Source organism: Streptomyces sp. NPDC006335 (assembly GCF_040612795.1).
Taxonomy (GTDB): domain Bacteria; phylum Actinomycetota; class Actinomycetes; order Streptomycetales; family Streptomycetaceae; genus Streptomyces.
Map to the genome: position 1 here is coordinate 319,591 of NZ_JBEXQX010000009.1, position 24,975 is coordinate 344,565.

The window sequence follows — 24,975 nt, forward strand, 5'->3', positions numbered from 1 at the left end:
GCATGCGGCCGGGCCTGCTGAATTCGGGGGTTGCGCCAGGTCAGTGGCTGCGGTGCGGGTGCTGCGCGGCGATCTCCTGCCACTTGCGGCTCTCCGCGGCGTCCGTGTGGGCGAGGCTGACGCGGAAGTCGCAGCCGGGCCGCGTGCAGCGGTGCGTTGTCGTCGACCACGCGGCGATCACGCGGAACAGCAGGCTGGAGAAGGTGGCCAGGCAGGACAGGCAGCAGGCCAGCAGCAGCGCGAGGGGCACGCCGTAGGCGGACAGCCGCACGCCGATCGCGACGGCCAGAGCCGCACTGACAGCGGCGGCGCCCGCGGTGAGGGCGCGGTGACGTGTGGTTTTCACGCAAACTCCCTTGCATGGGTGGGGTGTTCAGGCGGCGCGCTGTTCCTCAGCGACCAGGCACAGGCCACAGATGCCGTGCGAGGTGGGGATGCAGTAACCGACGTCCAGCTGGCAGCGGGGGCAGGTGCGCCGGGCGAGCATCGCCAGCGCGAGCGCGCCCCACTTGCGCGAGGTCATCGGGCGGACCGGCTTGGCCAGGTCCTCGCGGTAAAGGAAAGCCACCCGGGGCGTGCCCCGGCGGCGGTTGATGCGTATGACCTGAGCCGCGATCGGCTGTCCGCCGGGCCGTAAGCCCTGCGCGCGCAGCTGGCGGCGGGTGGCGTAGCCGTCCGGGGCCATGCGCCACGGGTAGGTCGGTATGCCGAAGCGGGCCCCGTTCGGGTCGAAGCACTTCGCGTAGGCGGTCGCCATCAGAGCATCGCCCCGTCAGCCTCGAACACGGGGTGGCCGGCGTCGCGGAACTCCTGGTAGCGGGTGGACACCCACCCGACCGACCAGCCGCACAGCTCGGCAGCCGCCCGCACCGCGAGTCCTGCTTCGAACGCGGCCTGCACGGTGGCGCGCGCCTGCTCCTCGGGGAGCTTCTCGACAGCGGGTCCGGCGGCCAGCAGGGCGGCGCGTTCACGCTCGGCACGGGCCTGACGCTCAGCCTGTTCACGGCGTTCACGCTCCGCCCGCGCGGCCCGCTCCTGCTCGGCCCGTACAGCGGCCTCGCGCTCACGGCGTTCACGCTCCCGCGCCTGCTGTTCACGCTCGCGCTCAGCGCGTTCACGCGCCTCCCGCTCAGCCAGCTCACGGGCCGCGGCCTGCTCGCGTTCCTCGCGGCGGGCGGCTTCCTCACGCTCGGCCTGCTCGCGGACCAGGCGGGCTTCGTGTTCACGCTGTTCACGCGCCAGCAGCGCGGCATGCTCGCGCTCCTCACGGGCCAGTCGCGCGGCAGCCTCTCGCTGCTCGGCGATCGCCCGCTCGCGGGCTTCGCGCCGTGCCTGCTCCCGTGTCTCCAGCTCGGTCACGGCGGCGGCGATCGCCCGCCGGTAGGCGAGCCCGGTTTCCGCGGTGACGATCAGCAGCAGCGGCGCGACCGCATGCACAGCCACCCCGACCAGGTCGTTGTGCAGCGCGGAGTCGGCGACGTTGAGGGCGAGCGTCATGCAGCCGGTCATCCAGCGCAGCACGACCGGCCACTTCCCGCCGTGGCCTCCGAGCCGGGCCAGCACCGCATCGAGGCGGACCACGATCACCACCGCGGCATCCACCACCAGGGGCAGGATCGGCGCGGTCCACTTCCACTTGTCGGGGGTATGGGCGGCGGCGAGCGGGGTGACGGTGAGGATCGAATACAGCATCGCGCCCGCCACTATCAGCCACGTGCCGACGGACAGAGCGCGCTCGGCTGAACGGATCTGAACGGCGTTCACGAGAGCGCCCCCGTCCATGAACGCACCTGCACCGCGGCGATCAGCACGACCGGCGAGGCAGGGTTGTCGGGGTCGTCGCTATCCTCGGTCCACCGCCACTCAGCGCCCGGTACCGGCTCGAAGCCGAGCACGCTGAGCGCCTCCGTACGCTCCATGAACGTCGGCACCGGCAACGCTCGGTCGAAGCTGAACTCCGGCCACGCGTCGGTGGTGTTCAGCAACACCACGTACACGCGCCACCGACCCCTGGACACGGACATCTGCGCCGTGAACGTCTGGGTCGTCATGCCCCGACCTCCGACGCCGCGACCGTGTGGTTGATCAGCTCCACCCGCGCAGCCAGCGCCCGGCGGCGGGCCCGGCGGATGCGCCGCTTGTCCAGCTCGCTCGGGGTGCGGTCGAGGGCGGCGATGTGCGCGTCCAGCAGGTCGATGTCCGCGAGGATGCCCGGCATCTCGGTCTCGATCGCGTCCAGCTCCGCATCCGTCGGCTCGTTCCAGTCGGCGAACGCGGTAACAGCTTCCTGAACAGTGACGATGTGGTCCATTGGGTCGTGGTCCTCTCAGAAGGTGAACGGCCCGAACAGAGCCCCCGGAGTTGCACCTCCGGGGGCTCACGCTGTTGAAGTCGGAAGATCCGGCTCCCCGCGCTCCCGTCCGTCCCCCGGCCGCAAGCGCGGAGCGAGGTACGGCCGGGAGAGGCAGCCGGCCGCAGCGTCAGGCGCTGCGAAGCCAGGGCGGACCGGAAGAAGGAGGGCGCCGCTGGCCGGTCCATCGCGGCGACGCCTTGGTATGTCGTCGGCCCATGCCGACCTCCCGCGAATCGCAGGGACACGGCTTTCGCTGGTACGCCGTTGCCACAGCGGACCGGCCCCGAGCCGGGAACGTCGGGCGCGTCATCGTCACTGCTCTGACGCCAGCAGGGCAGCGTGCGGCAGGTGGCACCACGAGCGGGTGACCTCCCGGAAGGAAGGGATGATCCGCGCGAGTGTTCTCCAGAGCTGACGCACAGGGCAGGACACGTTCACCTGCCACGAAGTGGCTGCCAACGGCCCTCACCCCGGCCGTTCAGGGGACGGGACTCGTAGCCCGTCAGAGTTGAATCTCTATTGAATTCTCAAAGAACGGTCGCTGCCTTCGTACTGACCCCTGCGGGTTTTCCTCCGGGCTGCGCCCGCCGCGAGCACGGGCGCATCAAGGTGCAGCGCCTTCCGATCGGCTGTTCCGACCGGCGGGCACATCCCTAAGGTTCCCTAGGGTTCCCTGTGGTGTCAAGCGGTAAGCTAGGGAACCTCAGGGAACCGAAGCGAAGGAGCAGGCGAAATGGCCGGTCAGGCCGACAACCGGGCCCCGTACGCGAAGATTGCCGCCCACTACGCGGAGCTGATCACGTCCGGCCAGCTACCGCCGGGAACGCTCTTGCCGAGCATCAAGAACCTGTCGGAAGAGTGGAGCGTGAGCACAGCCACGGCTGAGAAGGCGTTGCGCAAGCTGCGCAACGAAGGCATGGTCCGGGGCATCCACGGGATCGGAACGGAAGTCCTAGACCAGCCGGGCCCGATGTCGTCGGGATCTCAGCGTCAGGACCGGGGCCGCCGGACCGGATCAAGTTGGGGGTCCGGCGAGCGGTCCGACTCACATAAGGCCGATGTGGTCCCTGCGCCTCTGGAAGTGGCGCAGGCTCTCGGCATCGAGCCGCGATCCGACGTGATTCGTCGGAGCCGGGTGTACCGGGACCGGCACGGCATCGTGGCGCACAGCACGTCTTGGATCCCGGCTCGGTACGGCAAGCTGATTCCGCAGTTGGAGAAGAGTGAGCGATTGACGGGGGGTACCTCACTCCAGCTCATCGCTGAGGCGACCGGCCTCCCGATCAGTCATCGGATCGACACCGCCTCAGCGCGCCTGCTGACAGCGGAAGACACTCAGCTCTTGGAGTTGGACCCGGAGAACCCGCCTGCGGAACCCGTTGTCGTGATGACCGCGAAGTTCATCAACAGCGAGAACAACGTCGTGGAATACGGCGTTGACCTCGGTGGCCCTGGTCGCACCTGGCGGACAGAATCGGAGGTTTCCCCGTGACGACTCTGGATGACACGCTCTTGAGCGTGCTTGAAGATCGGATGGACGCTCTACTCGCCGCCCGCCGCATCGGCACGCTCGCACCCGAAGCCGAAGTGGAAATCTCTGCGATCTCCCAGACCCTTACGAGACCGATGACCTCACGATCGCCGTTCTGTGTCCTCATGGCCGGACTTCCCGGCTCAGGCAAGACCACGCTTTCCCGGGTCCTAACCGATCGCGGGTTCGTTCGCCTCTGCCCGGATGAGGAGATGTATCGCCGGCACGGCGTGTACGGGGTGGACTTCCCGCGCGGGACCTTTCCCGCCCTTGAGCGACCGGTCCTTGAGGACGTCGCGGTTGAGCTGCGCGAACTGCTTCAGGCAGGGCGGGATGTCGTGGTTGACCATGGCTTTTGGACTCCGGACGATCGCGCCCGGTGGCGAACCATCGCGACCGACGCCGACGCCACTCCTCTACTGGTCTATCTCGACGCGAGCCATGACGAGCTCTGGTCGAGAATCAACAAGCGCAACGAGTTCCACGCCGACGATCCGAATTCAATTTACTTTTCGGAGAGCGACCTTCAGCGCTACCGCACCCGCTTCATTCCGCCCGGGAGAGACGAACCACATCTCACATACCACGGCGACCCTGCGGGCGTGATCGCAGCACTGGTCAGTGATTGAGCGCATGACGCGACGGCGGATCTGTACCACCAAGGCATGGCGCCGGTCATCGTGTTCATCGGTCCACCAGCCCAACGACTCTCGCATGCATGCCACGTGGCAGACGCCGACTCAATCCGGAATTCACGCATGGCAATCGACATGACCGCATGCGCGCTGCAGCGAGTGCTTGTGTTCCCCAGCTGGGGCTGATGGCTTCAGCTGCCGACTCCTACCGGCCGACGCCACATAGATCACCGGTCATCCCTCGTCGCGGGCTCGCGGTCTTCGGTTGAACCAGTCTCAGGTTCACGTTTTTCCTCATCGAGGACAGGTGACTTTTTGGGGTCGCCCCGAAGCCCCATCAGAACGTCCCGCGTGCGTCCTATCTCTTCATCGTCCGTTCCGAATTTTTCCTCAAGTGACTCTATGATGCCAAGTAGCTTTTCTTCGCAGGAAGAATGAGTCAGCCGGCCGGATATATGCTGGGTGAGCACGAGCGTCCTTTGGATGGAATGCGCTTCTCGACTATCAGGCGGCACCCCTTCCATGAGTGCCTCTAGTCCCAAGATAGATTCATCGTAGTTTCCGGCATCAGACAGTGTTCTGCACATGCACAGCATGTCGTGTCTGATCTGGCTGAATGCAGACCAAGCAACCAGCTCATCCTTTGGAAGCTGTACAAGCCGCCTGGCGGTTGATACTGCCTCCTCGCGCTTTTCCCTACGCTCAAGCAAGTGCACTAGACAGTGCGCTTCGGACAGGAGGCGCCGGTCCATCACTCGGTGATCCCTAGCAAGCCGAACTTCAAGCACACTGCGCATTAATAGCTCGGATTCTTCTAGCCGCCCTAGATCAACCAGCAGATCGGCGTATTCGTGCCGCATGGAAATTAGGTCTTCATCCGTGACGTCACGTGTCTGCTCCAGTAGCTTCACTCGCTCGCGGTAGGTGTTCGCCGACTCGTCGAGGCGCCCCTGACGGATAAGATTTTGTGCTAGACAATGCCGCATAGACTCGCAGAAATGTTGCCCTTCTGTTGGAGTTGAATCCAGCGCATCAATGATTGTTCTGTAGCATTCCTCAGCTTCGGCCCAGCGCTCCTTCTTGTCCAGCCAGTGTCCCAGTTGGTGCAGGGTTTCGAGATCTGCGAGGCCCGGATTTTCTGCAGAGTGTATAGAGTCGTAAACCTCCTCCCATTCAGTTTCCGCGCGATCCTTTCCACCCTTCTGGGCCTGCAGTATGTCAATCAACACGCGATGCGTGGAAAGCGTGTATGGGTGACTTTTTCCGAGAATCTCCCTACGTCCTTGGAGTACTTTTCGTAGTTCTCTCTCTGCTTCCTTAAAGTTGCCCGATTCGGCAAGGTGCTCCGCCCAATTATGGTGACTCATTAGCGTTTCTGGATGGAATTCGCCAAGTATCTCCTTCTCTTGTTTATAGAGCTCTCGGAACTCCATGGCCGCCGCCATTCCGCTTAGACGGGCGAACGCGTAACGATGCCTAGCCGCAAGGCGTAGCGCGTGATTGGGCTCAAGTGACTCTGAAATCGCGCGAAGCGCAGTGGCGGCCTCCCGTACGGGGCCCCTAAAGGCAAGGTGCATGTAGGAGAAGTTTCGTAGCCCTACTTGCAAAAGTGGCTCGGCAATTTCCCTCGAGGGCGCCTCCGTGCTCCCGGTAATTTGCATGACGTGCGGGTAAAGGAGGCTCCACCAATGATGATTAGCCCGGTCCTCTGGGGGCGTCTCTGTTGCTACCTCTAGTAGTTCCACTGCCGTTCTGGAGATTTTTGCCTGAGTCGTCCGATCTGCGATAGCAAGATGGTTCCTATTTGCTTCCAGCACAAGGTTGTGAACGGTGATTGCTGGCTGAGTCTCGAGGCCGCCGTCTGACACCTCAATAATGTCAAGCAAGCTTAGTGTTTGGAGGGCCTCAATGATGAGCTCCAATCGATCAATGCTGAAATCCTGCGGAAAAGCGTTGTGTCGCTTCAGGCTCTCGGCCTCCAGGATGTCCACCGGAATGGGATACGCACCGAAGCAGGACAGTAGGCGCATGAATGTTCTGGCTTCCGGAAATCCCTGCGTCTCTAGGAGGTCAAGACTGATTTCCCACGTTCGACTAATGAGGTGTCGATGTAGCTGCTCCGCGCTGCTGCGGCTAAGGGCGCCCTTATTCGCGCGATCTAGATATTCGATTCCTGTGTCGTCAAGTGCGGCTAGGTAGGACGTGAAGTCCCGAACCCTTCCTCGGTCTCTTCCTCTACGAAGAAGACCGGCGCCTCGTGTTGCTCGACTAAGCTGCGACCCGGCGAGTCGCAAAGCTAGTGGCAGCCCACCCAATCTTGCAGAAAGGTACTGAGCTTCACTCCTTGACCCTGCCTCATTGGCCAGATCTAGCAATACTTCCGCGCCGTCATCGGGCGTGAGAGGCTCAATGGCATGGAACTCTGCTGAGTTGCCCCAAATCTCTGGGTCGCCGAGACGGGTAGTAACTATCGTCAAACCATTGCGACTGGCACGAATCCAGCCGGTCCCATCTCCCGGCTGCCCGTTTGCGCTCCCAATCAATTCTGGCTCATCGACTTCATCAAGGATCAGCAGCCACCGGCGCTGAGAGGAGTTCAAAAGCTGCCAAAGTAGATCCGGCCCGTTTCCGATACTTCCCCAGGCCTCTTCGATCTCCTCATGTTCGGCGCCCAGCCTGCGTGCGATTTGGCGCATTGCGCTGTCCAGGTTGTCCTTACTTGCCTTGACCCAGAATATGTCGAACCCCTGAGTCCGGGCGGTTTGCGCGATACTCAATGCTACCGTGGTCTTTCCACACCCACCCATTCCGTGAAGAACGACGAATTTGTCTGGATAAGCATCGAGGTGCTCGCGAAGGCGTGTCAGGATGGACGACCTGCCCCTAACCTCCGGTGGAAGATTCCCTAGTGGTGGCTCAAGGGAATGCACTTGAGAGGCGGAAAGATGAGTTTCTGCTGTCGGGCGACTGGAATGGTGACCGGAGTGGGAATGTTGCCTTGCGGAATTCGGGGAGCTTTGCTCCCTGCGGGTTCGTCGACTGTTAGCCTTTTCCGCTGCCTCTGCGTTCTTCGCCCGCTCTTGTCTTCCCGCCCACACGCGGTCATAGACAAGGCCGCACGCCTCGAGAACCTTCTTCAACGTCTGTGAACTAGGAGCCCTCGTACCGCTCAGGGCCTCAGAGAGGGTGCTCGCGTTCACGCCGGAGTCCTCTGCGAGATGAGCGGCAGTGCGGTAGCCCGCCGCGAACATGATCTCCCTGAGTCGCTCTGCGAGGTCTCGGACTGGTTCGGGGCTGTGCTGGTCGACAGGGTTCAGTGCTCGGCTCAAGATCTCCCCCGCGCTTCGTAGCTCGCGAACTTCGATTATTCGGGTGCGCATGCAGGTCCCGCAATCGTTCTTCGCTCATACTTCGAGGTTGCTGTCGAAGATCACTCCAGGTGCCTACCAAGGTCCTGTCGGCCCGCGCCAAGCGGCCGGCAGGAGGAGGAGACGGTGGAACTTGTACGTACAGTTATCGAACACGCGGACGACATATCACTTGCTTGGAGGGCGGGCCGCGGGATCGTTTTCCTGGTGAGGCTAGGCATCCGGCTGAAGCGCAGGCGGGCTGACGCAAGCAGGGGAAGGGGCGCTCAGGGTGGCCTGAGCCTTCGCCCATCGACAGACGTATGCGCTGGGTGTGGACGTCGAGTGGACAACTGAAGTGGTCATCGCGGGTGTTGCACTGCTACACGCAGACCGGATGCCGCCAAGCGGGGCCGACTGCAAGTCTGCTGACTTAGGCTCAGTCGGAGGTGCATCAAAGGGCGATTCCTGAGAGCTCATGGGCCATGTGTGGGCCATAAGCCTTGCAGGACGCTGCTCCTGAGAGCACGGTGCAGGTCACAGGGGGTAGGCGCCGTGATACCCCATCGGTCTTGAAAACCGTCGTGGCGCGAGTCACCGTGGGTTCAAATCCCACACCCACCGCAGGTGCACGGCCCCTGACCAGGCGAGACGGTCGGGGGCTGTCCTTGCGTGCAACGTTGGGGCACGCAAGGGGGCACAGTCACTCTGCGCCATGGTCGGGTGCCGTGAGATCCACCCACATCCAAGGCTTGCGGTGCCACGTGCGCACTTCGCCTATGACGAGGTCGACGGTCGCCCCCACGGACGGCAGTTCCTGCGCGAGTCGCTGCACGCCCGGCTCGCTGCGGCGGCGAATGACGTCCAGTGAGGCGCCCACGGGCTCGTATCCGTTGAGTTCCGCTGTGAGCCCCCATGGCTGGTGGCTGGTGACCGTGGCCTGGACTGAGTTTCCTTGACGAAGCTCGCTGAGGGGGCGTCCCGGTTCATCTGCCATGGCGGCATCATCCCCTCGGGGGGTGTGGTTCATGGCATTGAGGTGGAGGGCGTCACTGGCCACCCATCGGAGGCTCGTTCTGGCCGAAGCCGCCGCGCGCTGGTCTACAACTCGTAGTCCCGTGCCAGTTCCTCCCAGGCGACGTCCCGTAGGCCGGCCTGTGCGTCGCAGCCGGAGGGCACGCGTGCGTGGGGCTGGAACCAGATGATCGTGAGGTGGCTGCCGTAGAGGACGGGGTCGCGGGACCGGGCCAGGGCCGTGGAGCGGAAGACGCCGACGCAGGCGACCGGCGGCAGCATCTCGACCGGACCGAAGGCGCCGGGGTAGTGAGCCGGGTACTCGTGCGGGGGCGGTACCAGGTGGACAGGGGCGGTCGGGTAGTCGTGTTCGGCCGATCTCAGCAGGCCTTCGATCCTCAGCTCGTTGACCGGTCTGCACGGGTAGCCGTCCAGCATTCCGCCGTACGTCGACGTCAGGCGCAGCTCCCCGAGGTCGACCCTGCGGCCGGAGGTCAGGACGAGCCGGGACAGGGTCATGGTCGGCACTCTGTGGCGCTCCAAGGTTGCTGGCCGTGCTGGTGGTTCTGGTGGGGCTGGATCGTTCGGGTCGGGCCAGTTATGGGCGGCGCCCCGTCATCCGTGCCGCCGACGCGATCGTCGCCCGTGCCTCGCGTTCGGTGAGCCCGGTGTCGACGGCCGCGTCCACCAGGGGCGCGACAAGCGCCGGGCCGATGCCGTTCTCGTAGGCGCGGCAGGCGGCCCAGAAGAGGCGGGTGTTGCGCTGGCCCTCGTGGGCGGCGAGGACGAACTGGACCAGCCCCTGGCCCTGGTCGCCGGCCGACGGGTGGGTCGCGGGGTGCGTGGGGCGTGGTGGGGGCAGGAGCAGGCGGAGCAGGGCCGGCGGGCAGGCCGCGGGGGCGAGATGGGCGGTGCCCGGGGCCGTGGAGTAGGTGCCGTGATCGGTGCGGGAACCGGGGCCGACGAGGTAGCCGCCGGCGCCGCGGATGTCGATGCCGGGGGCCAGGCGGCCGGCCGAGTTGGGGACGGCGGCGTCGGGCGGGCCGGTCAGCCAGAGGTGACGGCCGCCGCTCGGGGTCAGGACGACGACCGTGTCGGGGATCGTGAAGAGGTGGCGCAGGGCCAGTTCGCGCAGGGCCGCCGAGGAGTCCGTGCCCGACTTGGTGTCCAGGTCGACGCCGATCAGGTGGTGGGGCGGCAGACCGCACGCGATGCCGTAGCCGGTGGCCCAGGGGGCGGCCGCGAAGAGCTCGCGGATGCGGACGGGGTCGGTCGAGGCGTCGTAGACACCGTGGCCGAACGCGCCGCACTCGCCGTGGCAGCGGGTGGCGAGGGGATCGTGCCGGTGGGGGGAGCGCAGGGCCGGGAGCTTGGTGCGGGACAGGGGGATGACGGCCAGACCGCGCTCGGCGGCTGACAGGGCGTGTGCGAGGGCCAGCGTCGTGGCCTGCCGGTCTGTGGTGGCCATGCCTCCATGTTCGTACGCGTGTTCGAAAAAAGGAAGGGGTGGCGGGCTCGACGCGCCGAGGTCCGGGGATTGGCTGGAAAAGTGCCGGAACGCTTCCCCTGTTGTCCTGCTTGGGGGTTGGGAGTCCGTATCGCCCCGTCATGAGGCCTGAAGTCGCGAAAGTGGTTTATCGACTTGTCCTCACGCTTCAGGGGGAATAAACGCTTCCGCTCTGGTTCGCTGGGGATTCGGTGGGCAACTCTGGACTCACGACGTCGTGCACAGCACCGGGGTGGTCGGCCAACTGCCCTGCAAACAGCCTTACTTGACGTACTACCGGCCACAGGCCGGGTTCTGGAGGAAACACCATGGCAAGCATCCGTACCGCCCGCGTCATCGCCGCCGTCTCCGCCCTCCCGCTCGCCGCCGCGCTCTTCACCGGCGTCGCGTCGGCGGACAACGGCGGATTCGCGGACGACGGATCGAACGCGGGTGTCGCGAGCATCGTCGGCAGCGGTGTCGGACACGACAACAACGGCAACTCGTCCACCGGGCAGCAGAACGCCGTCGGCTCCGGGGCGTCGAACCAGAGCAACACGGCACAGGTCAACGGCTCCGCGTTCACGGCCATCAACCAGGGGAACAACAACACGTCCGTCAACTTCACCCCACTGTGGTGGTGATCCGCGGGGGCTGACCGGCGCCCACGACCGGGGGCGGGGGGCCCGGGGGGGGGCTTCATGGGGGGTGACATGTCCGCGCGGCGGTGCTTCGGCGCCGCCGCGCAGGCGTGTGCGCGTGCGCCGCACCGGCCTTGACACCGTGCAGGATCTGACGGACAGTCAGGAAATCTTGCGGACAAGGAGGTTGCCGTCATGGCCGACGATCCGGACACGCCGCGGACCCGGCCCGACACCCGCGACCCGGACGCCCCGCCTCCCGACCTGCTGACCCGCCTGAAGTCCTACGAAGGGCACCCCGCCGCCGTCTCCGCCGTCGGCAAGGACCCCGTCAACCTGCCCATGATCCGCCACTGGTGCGAAGCCCTGGGGGACGCCCACCCGGCCTACTCCGGCCCCGACGCCGTCGCCCCGCCCACCATGCTCCAGGCCTGGACGATGGGGGGCCTGAGCGGACACACGGGCAGATCGTCGTCGTACGACGAACTCCTCGCGCTGCTCGACGAGTCGGGCTGCACCTCGGTCGTCGCCACCGACTGCGAGCAGGAGTATCTGCGGCCGCTGCGGCCCGGTGACGAGGTCACGTTCGACACGGTCATCGAGTCGGTCTCCGACCGCAAGACCACGAGACTCGGCACCGGGCACTTCGTCACGACCCGGACCGACGTCCGCGCGGGCGGGACCCTCGTCGGCACCCACCGCTTCCGCATCCTCAAGTACGCGCCCGGACAGGCGAAGAAGCCCCCTCCCCGGCCCCGCCCCGTCGTCAACCGTGACAACGCCGGCTTCTGGGAGGGCGTCGAACAGCGCAGGCTCCTCATCCAGCGCTGCACCGCCTGCGCGGCCCTCCGCTTCCCCTGGCTGCCGGGCTGCGCCCACTGCGGCGGCCCCGACTGGGACACCGTCGAGGCGAGCGGAGAGGGGACCGTCTACTCGTACGTCGTCATGCACCACCCGCCGTTCCCGGCCTTCGACCCTCCCTACGCCGTCGTGCTCGTCGAGCTCGCCGAAGGGGTGCGGATGATCAGCAACGTGGTCGGGACGCCGTACGACAAGGTGCGGATCGGGATGCCGGTGCGGCTCGCCTTCCAGTCGTACGACGGTGATCTCACCCTTCCCGTCTTCCGTGCCGCCGAGGAGGCCGCCGTATGAGAACGGGCGACGAGCTGCCGGCCCTGGAGATCCCGGTCACCCGCACGCTGATCGTCGCGGGCGCGATCGCCTCCCGGGACTACCAGGACGTGCACCACGACCCGGAGGCGGCCCGGCAGAAGGGCTCCCCGGACATCTTCATGAACATCCTGACGACGAACGGCCTGGTGGGGCGCTACATCACCGACCACTTCGGGCCGCGGACCGTGCTCAAGAAGGTGGCCATCAGGCTGGGCGCGCCCAACTACCCCGGCGACACCATGGTGTTGAAGGGAACCGTGGAGGCCGTCGAAGGAGCCACCGCGACCGTGCGGATCGTGGGGACCAACGGCATCGGCGACCACGTGACGGGGACGGTCACCTTCTGCCTGCGGGACGCCGAATGAGCACACGCGCGCGTGACCGGCTCGGCGGCCAGGCCGCGATCGTCGGCGTCGGGGCCACCGAGTTCTCCAAGGACTCCGGCCGCAGCGAACTGCGCCTGGCCGCCGAGGCGGTCCGCGCGGCGCTCGACGACGCGGGGCTCACGGCGGCCGACGTGGACGGCCTGGTCACCTTCACCATGGACACCAGCCCGGAGATCACCGTCGCCCAGGCCTGCGGGATCGGCGAGCTGTCCTTCTTCTCCCGCGTCCACTACGGCGGTGGCGCGGCCTGCGCGACCGTCCAGCAGGCGGCGCTCGCGATCGCGGCGGGCGTGGCCGAGGTCGTGGTCTGCTACCGCGCCTTCAACGAACGCTCGGGGCGCAGATTCGGTTTGGGAGTGCAGCACCGCGAACCCTCCGCCGAAGGGGCCGCCCTCGGCTGGTCGCTCCCCTTCGGCCTGCTCACCCCGGCCTCCTGGGTGGCGATGGCGGCCCAGCGCTATCTGCACACCCACGGCCTCACCCCGGAGGCCTTCGGCCATGTCGCGGTGACCGACCGCGCGTACGCGGCCACCAACCCGGCCGCCTGGTTCCACGGCCGCCCCATCACCCTCGCCGACCACGCGGCCTCCCGCTGGATCGTCGAGCCGCTCAGGCTCCTGGACTGCTGCCAGGAGACCGACGGCGGCCAGGCGATCGTCGTCACCTCCCTCGCACGCGCGCGTGACCTCCCCCACCGGCCCGCCGTCGTCGCGGCCGCCGCCCAGGGTGCGGGTCGCGCTCAGGAACAGATGACCAGCTTCTACCGCGACGACCTCACCGGCCTCCCCGAGATGAACGTCGTCGCCCGCCAGCTCTGGCGGACCTCGGGCCTGGGCCCCCGGGACATCGACGTGGCGATCCTGTACGACCACTTCACCCCGTTCGTCCTGATGCAGCTGGAGGAGTTCGGCTTCTGCGCCCGGGGCGAGGCCGCCGACTTCGTGCGCCGGGCCGCGCTCCCCCTCAACACCCACGGCGGCCAACTGGGCGAGGCCTACCTCCACGGTATGAACGGCATCGCGGAAGCCGTACGGCAACTGCGGGGGACGGCCGTGAACCAGATACCGGACGCGGGACGCGCGCTGGTGACGGCCGGGACGGGGGTGCCCACGTCCGGGCTGGTGCTCGTCGCCAACGAGTAGCCCCCAGGGGTGAACCCGCAGTAGACGTGCCCCTCTCGTCCACCTTCAGGAGGTGGAGCCAGCCCCACCTCTACAACCTGAGGGGGAGTCCTCTTCGGGACCTGTGGCCGATGAGCGGAGGGTGTCGCGAATCTAGCGTGGAGCCATGACCACACCCGTCTGCACCAGCGCTTCGAAGGCCGCCGTACCGGCGACGCAGACCCTCGCGTACCCCTCGTTCGCCTCGTACGTGAAGGCCCGCCAGCCGGTGCTGCTGCGTACCGCCCGGTCGCTGACCGCGAACCCGAGCGACGCGGAGGACCTGCTGCAGACCGCCCTGACCAAGACCTATGTCGCCTGGGAGCGCATCGAGGACCACCGGGCCCTCGACGGCTATGTGCGCCGCGCCCTGCTGAACACCCGCACCTCGCAGTGGCGCAAGCGCAAGGTCGACGAGTTCGCGACCGACGAGATCCCCGAGCCCGACCCCGTGCCCGGCGACGACGACCCCGCCGAGCAGCAGGCGCTGCACGACGCGATGTGGCGGGCGATCATGAAGCTGCCGACCCGGCAGCGGGCGATGGTCGTCCTCAGGTACTACGAGGACCTCAGCGAGGTGCAGACGGCCGAGGTGCTCGGGGTGTCCGTCGGGACCGTGAAGTCGGCGGTGTCCCGGGCGCTCGGCAAACTCCGCGAGGACCCCGAGCTGGTGCTCGCCCGCTAGGGGATGGATATCCCCGGCCGGCAGCTGTTCGCTGGGAGTCCTCACCCCGGGCGGCATTCGCTCGCTGGGGAATCGTTACCCCCGAGCCGGCACGCGCTCGCCGGGCAATCGCCCCGCGCCCCGGCGCTCACCCCAGCGGGAATCCTGGGAACCGTCCGCGACGGTCGGCCGTTGTGAGGGCATCGTGACGTGATCGATCGCCCGGCTCTAGTGACATACCGCGCGGTATGTGCGCAGAATCGGCGCAGCCCTTACTACCGCGTAGGCAATGTCGCCTCGGGAGGACGCCGTGCTGAGCACCATGCAGGACGTACCGCTGCTGATCTCCAGGATCCTGACCCACGGGTCGTCGATCCACGGCACCTCACAGGTGACCACCTGGACCGGCGAGCCGGAGCCGCACCGCCGCTCCTTCGCCGAGGTCGGCGCCCGCGCCGCCCAGCTCGCGCACGCCCTGCGCGAGGACCTCGGAGTCGTCGAGGACGAGCGCGTGGCGACGCTCATGTGGAACAACGCCGAGCATGTCGAGGCCTACTTCGCGATCCCCTCCATGGGCGCGGTCCTGCACACCCTGAACCTCCGCCTCCCCGCCGACCAGCTGGCCTTCATCGTGGGGCACGCGGGCGACCGCGTCGTCATCGCCAACGGCTCCCTGCTCCCCCTGCTCGCCCCGCTGCTCCCGCACCTCAAGACGGTCGAGCACGTGGTCGTCTCCGGCCCCGGTGACCGCACCGCCCTCGACGGCTCCCACGCGCGCGTGCACGAGTACGAGGACCTGATCGCCGGCAAGCCCACCACCTACGACTGGCCCGAGCTGGACGAGCGCCAGGCCGCCTCCATGTGCTACACCTCCGGCACCACGGGCGACCCCAAGGGCGTGATCTACAGCCACCGTTCGATCTATCTGCACTCCATGCAGGTCAACATGGCCCAGTCGATGGGCCTGACCGACCAGGACACCTCGCTGGTGGTCGTCCCGCAGTTCCACGTCAACGCCTGGGGTCTGCCGCACGCCACCTTCATGACCGGCGTCAACATGCTGATGCCGGACCGCTTCCTGCAGCCCGCGCCCCTCGCCGAGATGATCGAGCGCGAGCGGCCGACCCACGCGGCGGCCGTCCCCACCATCTGGCAGGGTCTGCTCGCCGAGCTCACCGCCAGGCCGCGTGAGGTCTCCTCGCTCAACCAGGTCACCATCGGCGGCTCGGCCTGTCCGCCCTCCCTCATGGAGGCCTTCGACAAGCTGGGCATGCGGGTCTGCCACGCCTGGGGCATGACGGAGACCTCCCCGCTCGGCACCGTCGCGCGCCCGCCGGCCCATGTGGTCGGCACGCCCGAGGAGTTCGCGTACCGCCTCACCCAGGGCCGCTTCCCGGCCGGCGTCGAGGCCCGCCTCACCGGCCCCGGCGGCGAGCGCCTCCCCTGGGACGGCGAGTCCGCGGGCGAGCTGGAGGTCCGCGGCCCCTGGATCGCCGGTGCCTACTACAACGGCCCGGACGCCGAACCCCTGCGCCCCGCCGACAAGTTCAGCGAGGACGGCTGGCTGAAGACGGGTGACGTCGGCACGATCTCCGCCGACGGCTTCCTCACCCTCACCGACCGGGCCAAGGACGTCATCAAGTCCGGCGGCGAGTGGATCTCCTCGGTCGAGCTGGAGAACGCCCTGATGTCCCACCCGGAGGTCGCCGAGGCCGCCGTCGTCGCCGTCCCCGACGAGAAGTGGGGCGAGCGTCCCCTCGCCACGGTCGTCCTCAAGGAGGGCTCCACCGCCGACTTCGAGTCCCTGCGCGCCTTCCTCGCGAGCGATGTCTGCAGGATCGCCAAGTGGCAGCTCCCGGAGCGCTGGTCGATCATCGAGGCGGTCCCGAAGACGAGCGTCGGCAAGTTCGACAAGAAGGTGCTTAGAAAGCGGTACGCGGAGGGGGAGCTGGACGTCACCCAGCTCTGAGGAGCGAGAGGGGTACGGCGGCCGGAGCGCACCGGGCGGGGACCGGGCGCCCTGGCCGCCGTACGGCACGGGCCTCACCGAGGACCGACGGGGCCCTCACCGCCGTACCGAAGTGGCGATCCACCCCAGTCCCAGCCACACCCCCGCCACCGCGCACACCCCGCCCCAGCCCCACCATCCGAAGGCCGAACCGGCGAGTGCGGACGCCGTCGCGCCGCCGGCGAACCCGGCCACGACGTACGCCGTGTTGGCGGTGGCCGGGGTCGAGGTGGTCGTCAGGGCGAGGGTCTGGTTGGCGACGTGGGAGGCGACCAGGGCCGCGTGGACGGCGATCGCCGCGACGAACAGCGCCCACAGCGCGTGCCCGCCGAGCCAGAACAGCGGCACGGACACGGCGGCGAGCAGATACGCCGACCGTACGACCTTCGCGGCGCCGAAGCGGTCCACGAACCCGCCGGCCAGCGGTGCCACCACGCTCGCGGCCAGCCCGAAGAGGCCGAAGAGCCCGGCGGTCGCGGTCGACAGACCGTAGGACGAGCCGGTCAGCAGGAGGGCCAGCGAGGTCCACAGCGCGCTCCAGGCGCCGTACATCCCCGCCTGCCGCACGCACGCGCGCCACAGGTCGGGTGAGCGCCGGACGACGGACGGCAGGGCGGTGAGGCCTGAGAAGAGCGGACCGGAGCGGCGCACCCGCTCCGCGGGCAGGGCGTAGGCCGTCGCGAGGCCGAGGACGGCCGTCAGGGCGGCCGCGCCCACGAACACCACCCGCCAGCCGAAGGCCTGTCCGATCAGCCCGCCGAGCACCCGGGCCGCGACGATGCCGGTGAACAGGCCCGCGATGACGGCCGCGACATGGCGGGCCCGGCGGTCGGCGGGTGCGCGCTGGGCGACCAGCGGGACCAGGAGCTGGGGAACGACGGTGGCCGCGGAGGCGACCAGGACGGCGGCCGCGAGGGCGGTGGTGCCGGTGGCGAGCGCGGCGGCGGTCAGCGCCGCGGTGGTGACGAGGGAGAGGGCGGCGACCAGGCGCCGCCGGTTCACGCTGTCGCCGAGCGGGGCGAAGACCAGCAGCCCGAAGGCGTAGCCGAACTGAGCGACCGAGGCGACCCAGGCCACCGCGGAGGGTGTCGAACCGTAGTCGCGGGCGATGAGGGGGAGCAGCGGGGCCGCGAGGTAGATGTTCGCGGCCGTGACGGCGGTGCAGACGGCGATGAGGACGAGGAGGAGCGAGCCCGCGCGCCCGGCGGCGGGGGTCTCGGTGGACCGTCCTGTGGTGACGGTTGCTGTCGGCATGACCGGGGAATCCTTCGAGTCAGGTCTAACAACTAACTGGTTGGTTGGTCGAATGCCTCAACAGTCTGAGAGGCCCGTCGATTCCCTGTCAACCAAATAGTTGGTTGCTTGCCCTGGCTGCCCCTACCCTGACCCCATGGCAGCAGCAAGGGACCCCGAGGCCACGAAGGCCCGCATCTTCGAGGCGGCGGTCGCCGAGTTCGCCCGCCATGGCATCGCGGGCGCCCGCATCGACCGCATCGCGACCGAGGCCAAGGCCAACAAGCAGCTCATCTACGCCTACTTCGGCAACAAGGCGGAGCTGTTCACGAAGGTCCTGGGCAAGGTCATGCTCGATCTCGCCATTGCCGTCCCGGTCGACCCGGACGACATCGAGAACTGGATCGACCGCCTCATGGACTACCACGAGGCCCACCCCGAGGTGCTGCGCCTGCTCTTCTGGGAGGGCCTGGAGTACGGCTCCGGCACCGAGCTGCCCGACGAGGCCGAACGCCAGGAGCACTACCGCCGCAAGGTCGAAACCCTCCGGGACGGCCAGGCCCGCGGTGTCGTCACGGACGCCATCCCACCCCGTGACCTGCTGTTCCTGCTGATCGCCGTGGCCAACTGGGCCGCGGTGGTCCCGCAGATGAAACGGATCCTGGTGGGCGGGGAGCCCGCGGACCGGGAACGGCTGCGGGCGTCGGTGCGGGAGGCGGCGCGCAGGCTGACGGCGACCTGACGGAGCGCGCCGTCCGGGGCGCGGGGCACACCGGGGCCGGCGGCCAGGACGGCGCCGCGACCGCCGCGCCCCCTGGTTCTCGTTCGTCCCGGTTCTAGTTCGTCCCGATCCGGGCCAGCAGGTCCACGATCCGCGACTGGACCTCGGGGCTCGTCGACCGTTCGGCGAGGAACAGAACCGTCTCCCCGGAAGCCAACCGAGGCAGATCCGCCTGATCCACGGCAGCCGTGTACACGACCAACGGCGTCCGGTTGAGCTGCCCGTTCGCCCGCAGCCAGTCCACGATCCCGGCCCTGCGCCGATGCACCTGCATGAGGTCCATCACCACGAGGTTCGGCCGGAGCTGCCCCGCCAGCGTCACCGCGTCCGCGTCGCTCGCGGCCCGCGCGACCTGCATCCCGCGCCGCTCCAGCGTCGCCGTCAGCGCCAGCGCGATCTCCGCGTGCTCCTCGATCAGCAGCACGCGCGGCGGGTGCTGCTCACTGTCCCGCGGGGCCAGCGCCTTCAGCAGTACGGCGGGATCGGCGCCGTACGCCGCCTCCCGCGAGGCCTGTCCGAGCCCGGCGGTCACCATGATCGGCACCTCGGACGCCACCGCCGCCTGCCGCAGCGACTGGAGGGCGGTCCGTGTGATCGGCCCGGTCAGCGGGTCCACGAACAGCGCGGCGGGGAACGCCGCGATCTGCGCGTCGACCTCCTCGCGCGACTGCACGATGACGGGCCGGTACCCACGGTCGCTCAGCGCCTGCTGGGTCGTCACGTCCGGCGCGGGCCACACCAGCAGCCGCCGCGGGTTGTCCAGCGGCTCCGGGGGCAGCTCGTCGTCCATCGGCTGCGGCCGCGGGGTGTCCGGGATCTCGACGGCCCCACCGGGACCGTCCAACGGCTCGGGCCCCTCGGCGGCGTTCTCGTCCGGCGCCCCTATGGCGTACGACCGCCCGGCCGCCTCGGTGGCGTGCGCGAGCCGCGACTGCCCGGCCATCGAGGGCTGCGGCTGCGGTGCCTGCGCCGGTGCGGCCTGCTCGGCGGCGGCCGGATGCGGACGGGCCCCCTGCTCCGGTGCCGCCGCCACGGCGGGGTCGGGCCGGGTGCCGAGCTTGCGCCGCCGCCCCGAACCACCGGCCTGCTGCGGAGGAGGCGTGGCCGCCCCCGGCTGCTGCACCTGGGCCGCCTGCCGCGTGAACGGCACCCCCTGACCGAGGGTCCGCACACTGAAAGCCCGGCCCTGGGTGGAGTTCGGGTCGACGGGCGCGGCGGGGGCCGCCGAGGCTTCGGCGGGCAACGGCTGCGCGCCGACTCCCCTGCCCTGCGCCTGCGCCGCCTCCGCGGGCACGGGCACGGGCGTGCCGGACGCCGGAGTGGCCCGGCCGGCCCCGGGGGCCTGCGCGGGCTGGGGTACGGGCTGAGCCGCGGGCTGATTCGCGGGTACGGCGGTGGCGGCGCCGTTCGCCGGGACGGGAGTGCCGGCGCCGGGGGTGTCGTGACCGGCGGGCCACGGCTGGGAAGCGGGTGCGACCGGCGCCGGGGCCGTCTGAGCGGGGGGCTGGGGCTGAGGTGCCTCGGCAGGGAGGGGCTGGCCGGGGGCCGGTACGGGCTGGGCCGGGGCCGCGTGGAGAGGGGAGGCCGGGGCGGGGGCGGTCTGCGGGATCAGGCCGGCGTGTCCGGTCGCGTCCTGCACGGGCACGCCGGGGAACTGCCCCGGCGGTACCGCGCCGGGGACCTGCTGGGCGGGCGCCGTGGGAACTCCCACGGGCACGGGACGGCCGGGAACGGCTGCCGGGACACCCTGTCCGGCCGGTGCGGGGACCTGCTGCGCGGGCGTGGCGGCCGTCGCCTCCGCGGGCTGGGCCACGGCCCGTCGACGGCGGCCCGTCGGCGCGCTGGTGGGGTGCGGCTGCGGTGGGGTGTGGTCGTCGGCCTGGTCGTGCGGCACGGCGTCGTGCCGACCGTCGTCACCGTGACCGTCGGCGGGCAGGGGCTGCACGAGAGCGTCGGCGGGAACGGGGGTGGCGGCGGGGGCGGGACCGGCCGCCGGAACCGGCGCCGCGGGCTGACCCGGTGCTTGCACCTGGCCGGGCATCTGCGGCTGCCCTGCGAGCTGCCCGTGAGGCTGGCCCGCGACGTGCTGCGGGAGTTGGGACGGAAGCTGCCCAGGCGCCTGACCCGGCTGCTGGCCCTGACCGGGCACCGGCACCGGCACCTGCCCCGGGACCGGCACCTGCCCCGGGATCTGACCCTGGCCCGGGACCTGTCCCTGAACCTGGCCCGGAATCTGCCCCGGCACCGCCGTCTGTCCCAACCCCTGTCCGTGAGGCGGGGCCTGCACCTGAGCCTGCACCTGCCCCTGCGCCTGCCCCTGCGCCTGCCCCTGCGCATGCACCGGGGCCAGGCCCGCCGCGTCCGTGCCGTCGGCCGATCGGTCGGCGTCGGCGGGCGGGAGGGCGAATACCGAGCGGGGGGCCGCCTCCTGAGCGGCCGCGCGCTCCGACGCGGCGGCGAGGGCGCGCCGTCGGCGCCCGTCCTGCTGCGGGGCGCCGTCACCGGACCCGACCTGCCCGGCGACCTGGAGCTCACCCTGCGGCCGACCCGGTTCGGCGGAGCCGCCGGCCGGCAACGCGGCCGGCAGCGCGTGCTGTTCGCCGCCCTCGTGCCGGGCCCGATGCCCGGCCGGTACGGGTACACCCTGCGGCGGTACGGTCCCGCCGAGACCGGTGTTCACGGCCGCGGACCCGGCGCCGTGCTCGCCGGCCATCACCACGGCGCCCTCGGACACACCGGCTTCGGCACCCTCGGCGGGCCGCCCACGTCGCCGCCCGGTACCGCCGGAGCCGTCCCCGTCGTCGCCGGAGGCCTGCGCCGGTACGGACACGGGCTGTTCCTGCTCGGCCGCCGCCCGCCGCCTGCGCCGCCCGGTGGGAGGCACGGAGGGCGGCACGGACTCGTCGGTCCCGGGCGGGACGTCGGCGTCCAGGAAGGAGTCGGTGGAGGAGCGCCGGGCCCGCCGCCGCCCGCCGCCCTCGGCAGGGGCGGTCTCCGTCGGGGTCGCCTCCGTCGGAGCGGTCTCCACGGGGGAGGCCTCCACAGGAGCGGCCTCCAACGCGGCCGGACCGGGAACCGCGACGGCCCCCGCCCCACCACCGATCGGCACTTCGAGGACGTACGCGCTGCCGCTCATGCCCGGCACCTCGTGCGTCTGGAGCACACCGCCGTGGGCGCGCACGATCCCGCGCACGATCGGCTCGTGCACCGGGTCTCCCCCGGCGTACGGTCCGCGCACCTCGATGCGCACGCCCTCGCCGCGCTGCGCGGCCGCCACCACGACCGTGTTGTCCATGTAACCGCCCGCGGACACGGGGGAGTTCCCGGTCGCGTCGACCCCGGCCACGTCCGCGATGAGGTGCGCGAGCGCCGTCGCCAGGCGCTGGGCGTCGACCTCGGCCTCGATGGGCGGCGCGTGCACGGCGAACTGGACGCGCCCCGGCCCGATGAGCTCGACCGCGCCGTCCACACCGGCGGCGACGACCGCGTCGAGCATGACGTTCGTACGGACGATGTCGTCGGCGCCGGCGTCGAGGCGCTGGTAGCCGAGGACGTTGTCGATGAGGTTGGTGATGCGGGAGTAGCCGGCCGACAGGTGGTGCAGGACCTGGTTGGCCTCGGGCCACAGCTGTCCGGCGTCGTCGGCGGCGAGCGCGGACAGTTCGCGGCGCAGTTCGTCGAGGGGCCCGCGCAGGGAGCGTCCGAGCAGGGTCAGCAGCTGGTCGTGCCGGCCGGCGAGGGCCTCGTAGCGGTCCTTCTCACGCTCCCCGAGGGCGGCGTACCGCTCCTCACCGGCGGCGATCTCCTCGTCGTGCCGCTCCTGGAGCTCCTCCAGTTCGGTGATGTGCTTCTGGCGCAGCGCGGTCAGCTCGGAGGCGTGCTCCTCCTCGAGCCGCTCCAGCTCCTCCGTGTAGGCCTTCTCGGCGGCGGACTTCTCGTCGGCGAGGGCATCGTAGGGCCGCCGGTCGGTGAAGGTGAGCACGGCGCCGACGAGCTGGTCGCCGTCGCGCACCGGCGCGGTCGTCAGGTCGACGGGGACCTTCTCGCCCTTCTTGGACCACAGCACCTGCCCGCGCACCCGGTGCTTGCGCCCGGAGCGCAGGGTGTCGGCGAGCGGGGACTCCTCGTACGCGAAGGGAGTGCCGTCGGCGCGGGAGTGCAGGAGGAGGTCGTGCAGCTCGCGTCCGCCGAGGTCACTGGCCCGGTAACCCAGTATCTGGGCGGCGGCCGGATTGACGAGCACGATCCGCCCGTCGGTGTCGGTGCCCACGACACCCTCGGACGCGGCCCGCAGGATCATCTCGGTCTGCCGCTGCGAACGGGCCAGCTCGGCCTCGGTGTCGACGGTCCCGGTCAGGTCGCGTACGACGAGCATGAGCAGCTCGTCGCCGCTGTAGCCGTAACCGTCGTAGGCCTGCTGGCCGTTCTCCAGGTTGGCGCTGGTGACCTCGACGGGGAACTCGCTGCCGTCGGTCCTGCGCGCCACCATCCGGGTCGGCTTGGTGCGCCCGCGCGGGTCCATGTGGTCGGGCCGCCGCATGGAGCCCGGGATGAGCCGCGAGTCGAACTGCGGCAGCAGATCGAGCAGGCCGCGTCCGACGAGCGCGGTGCCCGGTGCCTCGAAGGCCTCGAGGGCGATGGTGTTGGCGTTCACGACGGTCCCGTTGGCGTTGACCAGGACCAACGCGTCGGGCAGCGCGTCGAGTATGGCTGCGAGGCGAGCAGCGCCTCGGGATGGCCTGCTGCTCACGAGACGCTTCCTCCCTGTTACCGCACCTTGCCGACCGTTCGGGCCATCTTGCCAAGGGGCCCGCGACGTGTCACGCGAGGGAGTCTAAGCGCAGCGGTTGTGCGGGGGTGCCGGATGAGAGGGAGGTCGCACGACGAAGTGAGGTAGAACGTGTGACCGCCTCCCGGAGGCTAGGCGTCCATGCCGGGGAGGAGGGGCACGAACCGGTCCCAGCGCGCGGTCTCGCACCCGTTGCTCCGGTCGAACCGGGCGTCCACGGGGCGACCGGCCCAGGTTCCCGTGACGTGGGCGGTGGCGGGGCCGCCGTAGAGCATCGTGCAGACGCTGCCCTCGGGGACGGGGGCGAAGGTGTCGCGTCCCCACCGGGTGTTCCGGTCCAGGCCGGCGCACGCGCCCGCGGGGTCGGGGTGGGTGCCGCGCGCGGGGTGGCAGTCGACCTCGAAGGTCCCGTCGGCACCGCTGCCCGCGTGGTGGACGGTGACGGTGAGGTGGTCGCCGGTCTCGGGGTGCGCCGCCACGGGGGTGGGGGCGAGGGCGGCGAGGAACAGGGGGAGCGGACTCAACCGTGCGAGCCGGCCGAGCCGGATGACGTATGACATGCCCTGACTAACGGCGGACGGCGCCGTACGTTGCGCGGAAGCACTTTGCCCTGCGCCCCGCCTGCCTAGTACCGTGGGAACCGATTGGTGGCACGACCTCCGGCTGTGTCATCATCTGCACGCACCACTCGCGCTCGCGCGGGCGGCTGTGCTGGAGGCGTCGCCTAGTCCGGTCTATGGCGCCGCACTGCTAATGCGGTTTGGGACTTAAATCCCATCGAGGGTTCAAATCCCTCCGCCTCCGCGCAAGATCACCGAAGCCCCGGTCCCAGTGACCGGGGCTTCGTCGTTGGCCGTGGTTCCGCGTCGTCCCTGATCTCGCTCAGATGTACGTTTCCGCAGGTCGCAAGGGGTATGGCAAACGGATTTCACATGCGAGCGGCAGTCATGTAATGTTCTTCCTGTCGCCGCGAGCGGCCCGGAAGGGCAAGGAACGGCGAGAAAACAGAACAAGCACTCGTAGCTTAACGGATAGAGCATCTGACTACGGATCAGAAGGTTGCAGGTTCGAATCCTGCCGAGTGCACAGCATGTCAGAGGCCCTGTGGAGTGATCCACAGGGCCTCTGAGTTTTGCCTTGACGGCGGTGTTTGACGGCAACCGGTCCGTGAGTTGTCCGACGGGCTCCCTTAGGAGTGCGTGGTTGGTTCGAGAGGGTCGGCCAAGGCCCAGGAGTGGCAAACTCCTGCTCCGTGGCTGACTTGGCAACGCAAGTAGTTCCCGTGGCCTCCGCACTTGCGGGAGTGGCGCTGACCCTTGCAGGCAACGCGTACCTGGAGCGCAGCAAGTGGCGGCGGAGTCGGCAAACCGAGCAAGAGGCCAGGTCGCTACAGGCGTATGCCGATCTCCTCCAAGGGGCGACAGACATCGCACGCACCCTCCGGCAGACAGCTGAACAGCTGGAAGAGGGGCACGACGTCGACATGCAAGCGATCATCGCGGTCATTGATGACCACATTGGCCAACTGCGGCGACAGGGCACAATCGTCCGGCTGGTGGGGCCGCGTAGCGCCTTCGAGCTGGTCAAGGGGCTAGAGGACCAGGTCGCCATGATCTACCGATTGTTGATTGAGGTCGGGCGCTCGGGTGATGGCTCGGCGCTGGTGGAGCCTGCCCGGCGGTTGATGCGGACCCGGGATGAGATCACGGATCACCTGCGCCTCGCCGGAGGTCTTCCCTGAGCTGCGTTCACTGGGTAGCCCCCTGGCGAGGCT

General features: G+C 69.2%; 22 protein-coding genes, 3 tRNA genes and 1 pseudogene. 13 read left to right on the plus strand and 13 right to left on the minus strand.

All coding sequences use genetic code 11. From position 1 onward, the window contains the following. Window positions 1–40: 40 nt before the first annotated feature. The 5 genes from ABZ098_RS25785 to ABZ098_RS25805 are packed head-to-tail and all read right to left on the minus strand — an operon-like array spanning window position 41 to window position 2,311. The gene (locus tag ABZ098_RS25785; RefSeq protein ID WP_356594897.1) at window positions 41–346 is read right to left on the minus strand and encodes a hypothetical protein; all 306 of its coding nucleotides are present in this window, start codon (window positions 344–346) and stop codon (window positions 41–43) included. Window positions 347–373: 27 nt separating this feature from the next. Continuing rightward, window positions 374–757, minus strand: coding sequence for an RRQRL motif-containing zinc-binding protein (locus tag ABZ098_RS25790; protein WP_356594899.1), 384 nt, complete (start codon window positions 755–757; stop codon window positions 374–376). Continuing rightward, window positions 757–1,764 carry a DUF2637 domain-containing protein gene (locus tag ABZ098_RS25795; RefSeq protein WP_356595059.1) on the minus strand — a complete coding sequence of 336 codons (1,008 nt, stop codon included), beginning with the start codon at window positions 1,762–1,764 and terminating at the stop codon, window positions 757–759. The genes ABZ098_RS25790 and ABZ098_RS25795 overlap by 1 nt, the downstream gene beginning before the upstream one ends. Continuing rightward, window positions 1,761–2,051: a DUF6303 family protein gene (locus tag ABZ098_RS25800; protein WP_356594901.1), complete on the minus strand. Its 291-nt coding sequence runs from the start codon at window positions 2,049–2,051 to the stop codon at window positions 1,761–1,763. Before ABZ098_RS25800 ends, ABZ098_RS25795 begins: the two co-directional genes overlap by 4 nt. Beyond that, window positions 2,048–2,311, minus strand: coding sequence for a DUF6284 family protein (locus tag ABZ098_RS25805; RefSeq protein ID WP_356594903.1), 264 nt, complete (start codon window positions 2,309–2,311; stop codon window positions 2,048–2,050). The genes ABZ098_RS25800 and ABZ098_RS25805 overlap by 4 nt, the downstream gene beginning before the upstream one ends. Window positions 2,312–3,086: 775 nt before the next feature. Here ABZ098_RS25805 and ABZ098_RS25810 point away from each other — a divergent pair. Together ABZ098_RS25810 and ABZ098_RS25815 are read left to right on the plus strand one after the other, a co-directional pair. Then, window positions 3,087–3,845, plus strand: a complete 759-nt coding sequence (locus tag ABZ098_RS25810) for a GntR family transcriptional regulator (RefSeq protein WP_356594905.1) — start codon at window positions 3,087–3,089, stop codon at window positions 3,843–3,845. Continuing rightward, window positions 3,842–4,513: an ATP-binding protein gene (locus ABZ098_RS25815; protein WP_356594907.1), complete on the plus strand. Its 672-nt coding sequence runs from the start codon at window positions 3,842–3,844 to the stop codon at window positions 4,511–4,513. The genes ABZ098_RS25810 and ABZ098_RS25815 overlap by 4 nt, the downstream gene beginning before the upstream one ends. 233 nt (window positions 4,514–4,746) lie before the next feature. Here ABZ098_RS25815 and ABZ098_RS25820 read toward each other — a convergent pair whose 3' ends face one another. Next, the gene (locus ABZ098_RS25820) at window positions 4,747–6,510 is read right to left on the minus strand and encodes a tetratricopeptide repeat protein (protein ID WP_356595061.1); all 1,764 of its coding nucleotides are present in this window, start codon (window positions 6,508–6,510) and stop codon (window positions 4,747–4,749) included. A 288-nt stretch (window positions 6,511–6,798) separates the two neighbouring features. Continuing rightward, window positions 6,799–7,899 (minus strand): annotated as a pseudogene (locus tag ABZ098_RS25825) (NB-ARC domain-containing protein); the annotation flags it as partial. A gap of 509 nt (window positions 7,900–8,408) precedes the next feature. Between ABZ098_RS25825 and ABZ098_RS25830 the strand changes: the two are divergent. Then, window positions 8,409–8,487 (plus strand) — tRNA-Ser (locus tag ABZ098_RS25830). 82 nt (window positions 8,488–8,569) lie between these two features. Here ABZ098_RS25830 and ABZ098_RS25835 read toward each other — a convergent pair. From ABZ098_RS25835 to ABZ098_RS25845, 3 genes are all read right to left on the minus strand, one after another. Beyond that, entirely contained in the window at window positions 8,570–8,863 is a 294-nt protein-coding gene (locus ABZ098_RS25835; RefSeq protein ID WP_356594909.1) for a hypothetical protein, read from the minus strand. Between the two features lie 104 nt (window positions 8,864–8,967). Next, the gene (locus ABZ098_RS25840) at window positions 8,968–9,399 is read right to left on the minus strand and encodes a hypothetical protein (protein ID WP_356594911.1); all 432 of its coding nucleotides are present in this window, start codon (window positions 9,397–9,399) and stop codon (window positions 8,968–8,970) included. 79 nt (window positions 9,400–9,478) lie between these two features. Further along, window positions 9,479–10,348, minus strand: coding sequence for a bifunctional DNA primase/polymerase (locus tag ABZ098_RS25845; RefSeq protein ID WP_356594913.1), 870 nt, complete (start codon window positions 10,346–10,348; stop codon window positions 9,479–9,481). Window positions 10,349–10,695: 347 nt separating this feature from the next. Here ABZ098_RS25845 and ABZ098_RS25850 point away from each other — a divergent pair, with 347 nt between their 5' ends. The 6 genes from ABZ098_RS25850 to ABZ098_RS25875 all read left to right on the plus strand — a co-directional run bounded on the left by ABZ098_RS25850 (window position 10,696) and on the right by ABZ098_RS25875 (window position 16,359). After that, the gene (locus ABZ098_RS25850) at window positions 10,696–11,010 is read left to right on the plus strand and encodes a hypothetical protein (RefSeq protein ID WP_356594915.1); all 315 of its coding nucleotides are present in this window, start codon (window positions 10,696–10,698) and stop codon (window positions 11,008–11,010) included. A 192-nt stretch (window positions 11,011–11,202) separates the two neighbouring features. Then, the gene (locus ABZ098_RS25855; protein WP_356594917.1) at window positions 11,203–12,159 is read left to right on the plus strand and encodes a bifunctional MaoC family dehydratase N-terminal/OB-fold nucleic acid binding domain-containing protein; all 957 of its coding nucleotides are present in this window, start codon (window positions 11,203–11,205) and stop codon (window positions 12,157–12,159) included. Then, the gene (locus ABZ098_RS25860; RefSeq protein WP_356594919.1) at window positions 12,156–12,545 is read left to right on the plus strand and encodes a MaoC family dehydratase; all 390 of its coding nucleotides are present in this window, start codon (window positions 12,156–12,158) and stop codon (window positions 12,543–12,545) included. The genes ABZ098_RS25855 and ABZ098_RS25860 overlap by 4 nt, the downstream gene beginning before the upstream one ends. Then, entirely contained in the window at window positions 12,542–13,708 is a 1,167-nt protein-coding gene (locus ABZ098_RS25865; RefSeq protein WP_356594921.1) for a lipid-transfer protein, read from the plus strand. The genes ABZ098_RS25860 and ABZ098_RS25865 overlap by 4 nt, the downstream gene beginning before the upstream one ends. Before the next feature lie 145 nt (window positions 13,709–13,853). Next, window positions 13,854–14,411, plus strand: a complete 558-nt coding sequence (locus tag ABZ098_RS25870) for a SigE family RNA polymerase sigma factor (protein ID WP_356594923.1) — start codon at window positions 13,854–13,856, stop codon at window positions 14,409–14,411. A gap of 268 nt (window positions 14,412–14,679) precedes the next feature. Beyond that, window positions 14,680–16,359, plus strand: a complete 1,680-nt coding sequence (locus ABZ098_RS25875; RefSeq protein WP_356594925.1) for a long-chain fatty acid--CoA ligase — start codon at window positions 14,680–14,682, stop codon at window positions 16,357–16,359. 96 nt (window positions 16,360–16,455) lie between these two features. Here the strand turns inward: ABZ098_RS25875 and ABZ098_RS25880 are convergent, their stop codons facing one another. Then, entirely contained in the window at window positions 16,456–17,652 is a 1,197-nt protein-coding gene (locus tag ABZ098_RS25880; protein ID WP_356594927.1) for an MFS transporter, read from the minus strand. 136 nt (window positions 17,653–17,788) lie between these two features. On the opposite strand from ABZ098_RS25880, the gene ABZ098_RS25885 reads away from it, so the two are divergent. Next, window positions 17,789–18,373 (plus strand): TetR family transcriptional regulator, encoded by a 585-nt coding sequence (locus tag ABZ098_RS25885; protein ID WP_356594929.1) that lies wholly within the window; start codon window positions 17,789–17,791, stop codon window positions 18,371–18,373. A gap of 94 nt (window positions 18,374–18,467) precedes the next feature. Here ABZ098_RS25885 and ABZ098_RS25890 read toward each other — a convergent pair whose 3' ends face one another. Both ABZ098_RS25890 and ABZ098_RS25895 read right to left on the minus strand, forming a co-directional pair. Beyond that, window positions 18,468–23,162 (minus strand): PAS domain-containing protein, encoded by a 4,695-nt coding sequence (locus ABZ098_RS25890; RefSeq protein ID WP_356594931.1) that lies wholly within the window; start codon window positions 23,160–23,162, stop codon window positions 18,468–18,470. A 170-nt stretch (window positions 23,163–23,332) separates the two neighbouring features. Then, complete coding sequence (locus ABZ098_RS25895; protein ID WP_356594933.1) at window positions 23,333–23,761, minus strand: SSI family serine proteinase inhibitor; 429 nt, start codon at window positions 23,759–23,761, stop codon at window positions 23,333–23,335. Between the two features lie 153 nt (window positions 23,762–23,914). On the opposite strand from ABZ098_RS25895, the gene ABZ098_RS25900 reads away from it, so the two are divergent. From ABZ098_RS25900 to ABZ098_RS25910, 3 genes are all read left to right on the plus strand, one after another. Next, a tRNA-Ser gene (locus ABZ098_RS25900) sits at window positions 23,915–24,005 on the plus strand. Window positions 24,006–24,214: 209 nt separating this feature from the next. Beyond that, a tRNA-Arg gene (locus tag ABZ098_RS25905) sits at window positions 24,215–24,287 on the plus strand. A 196-nt stretch (window positions 24,288–24,483) separates the two neighbouring features. Further along, window positions 24,484–24,942 carry a hypothetical protein gene (locus ABZ098_RS25910; protein ID WP_356594935.1) on the plus strand — a complete coding sequence of 153 codons (459 nt, stop codon included), beginning with the start codon at window positions 24,484–24,486 and terminating at the stop codon, window positions 24,940–24,942. Window positions 24,943–24,975 lie beyond the last annotated feature (33 nt).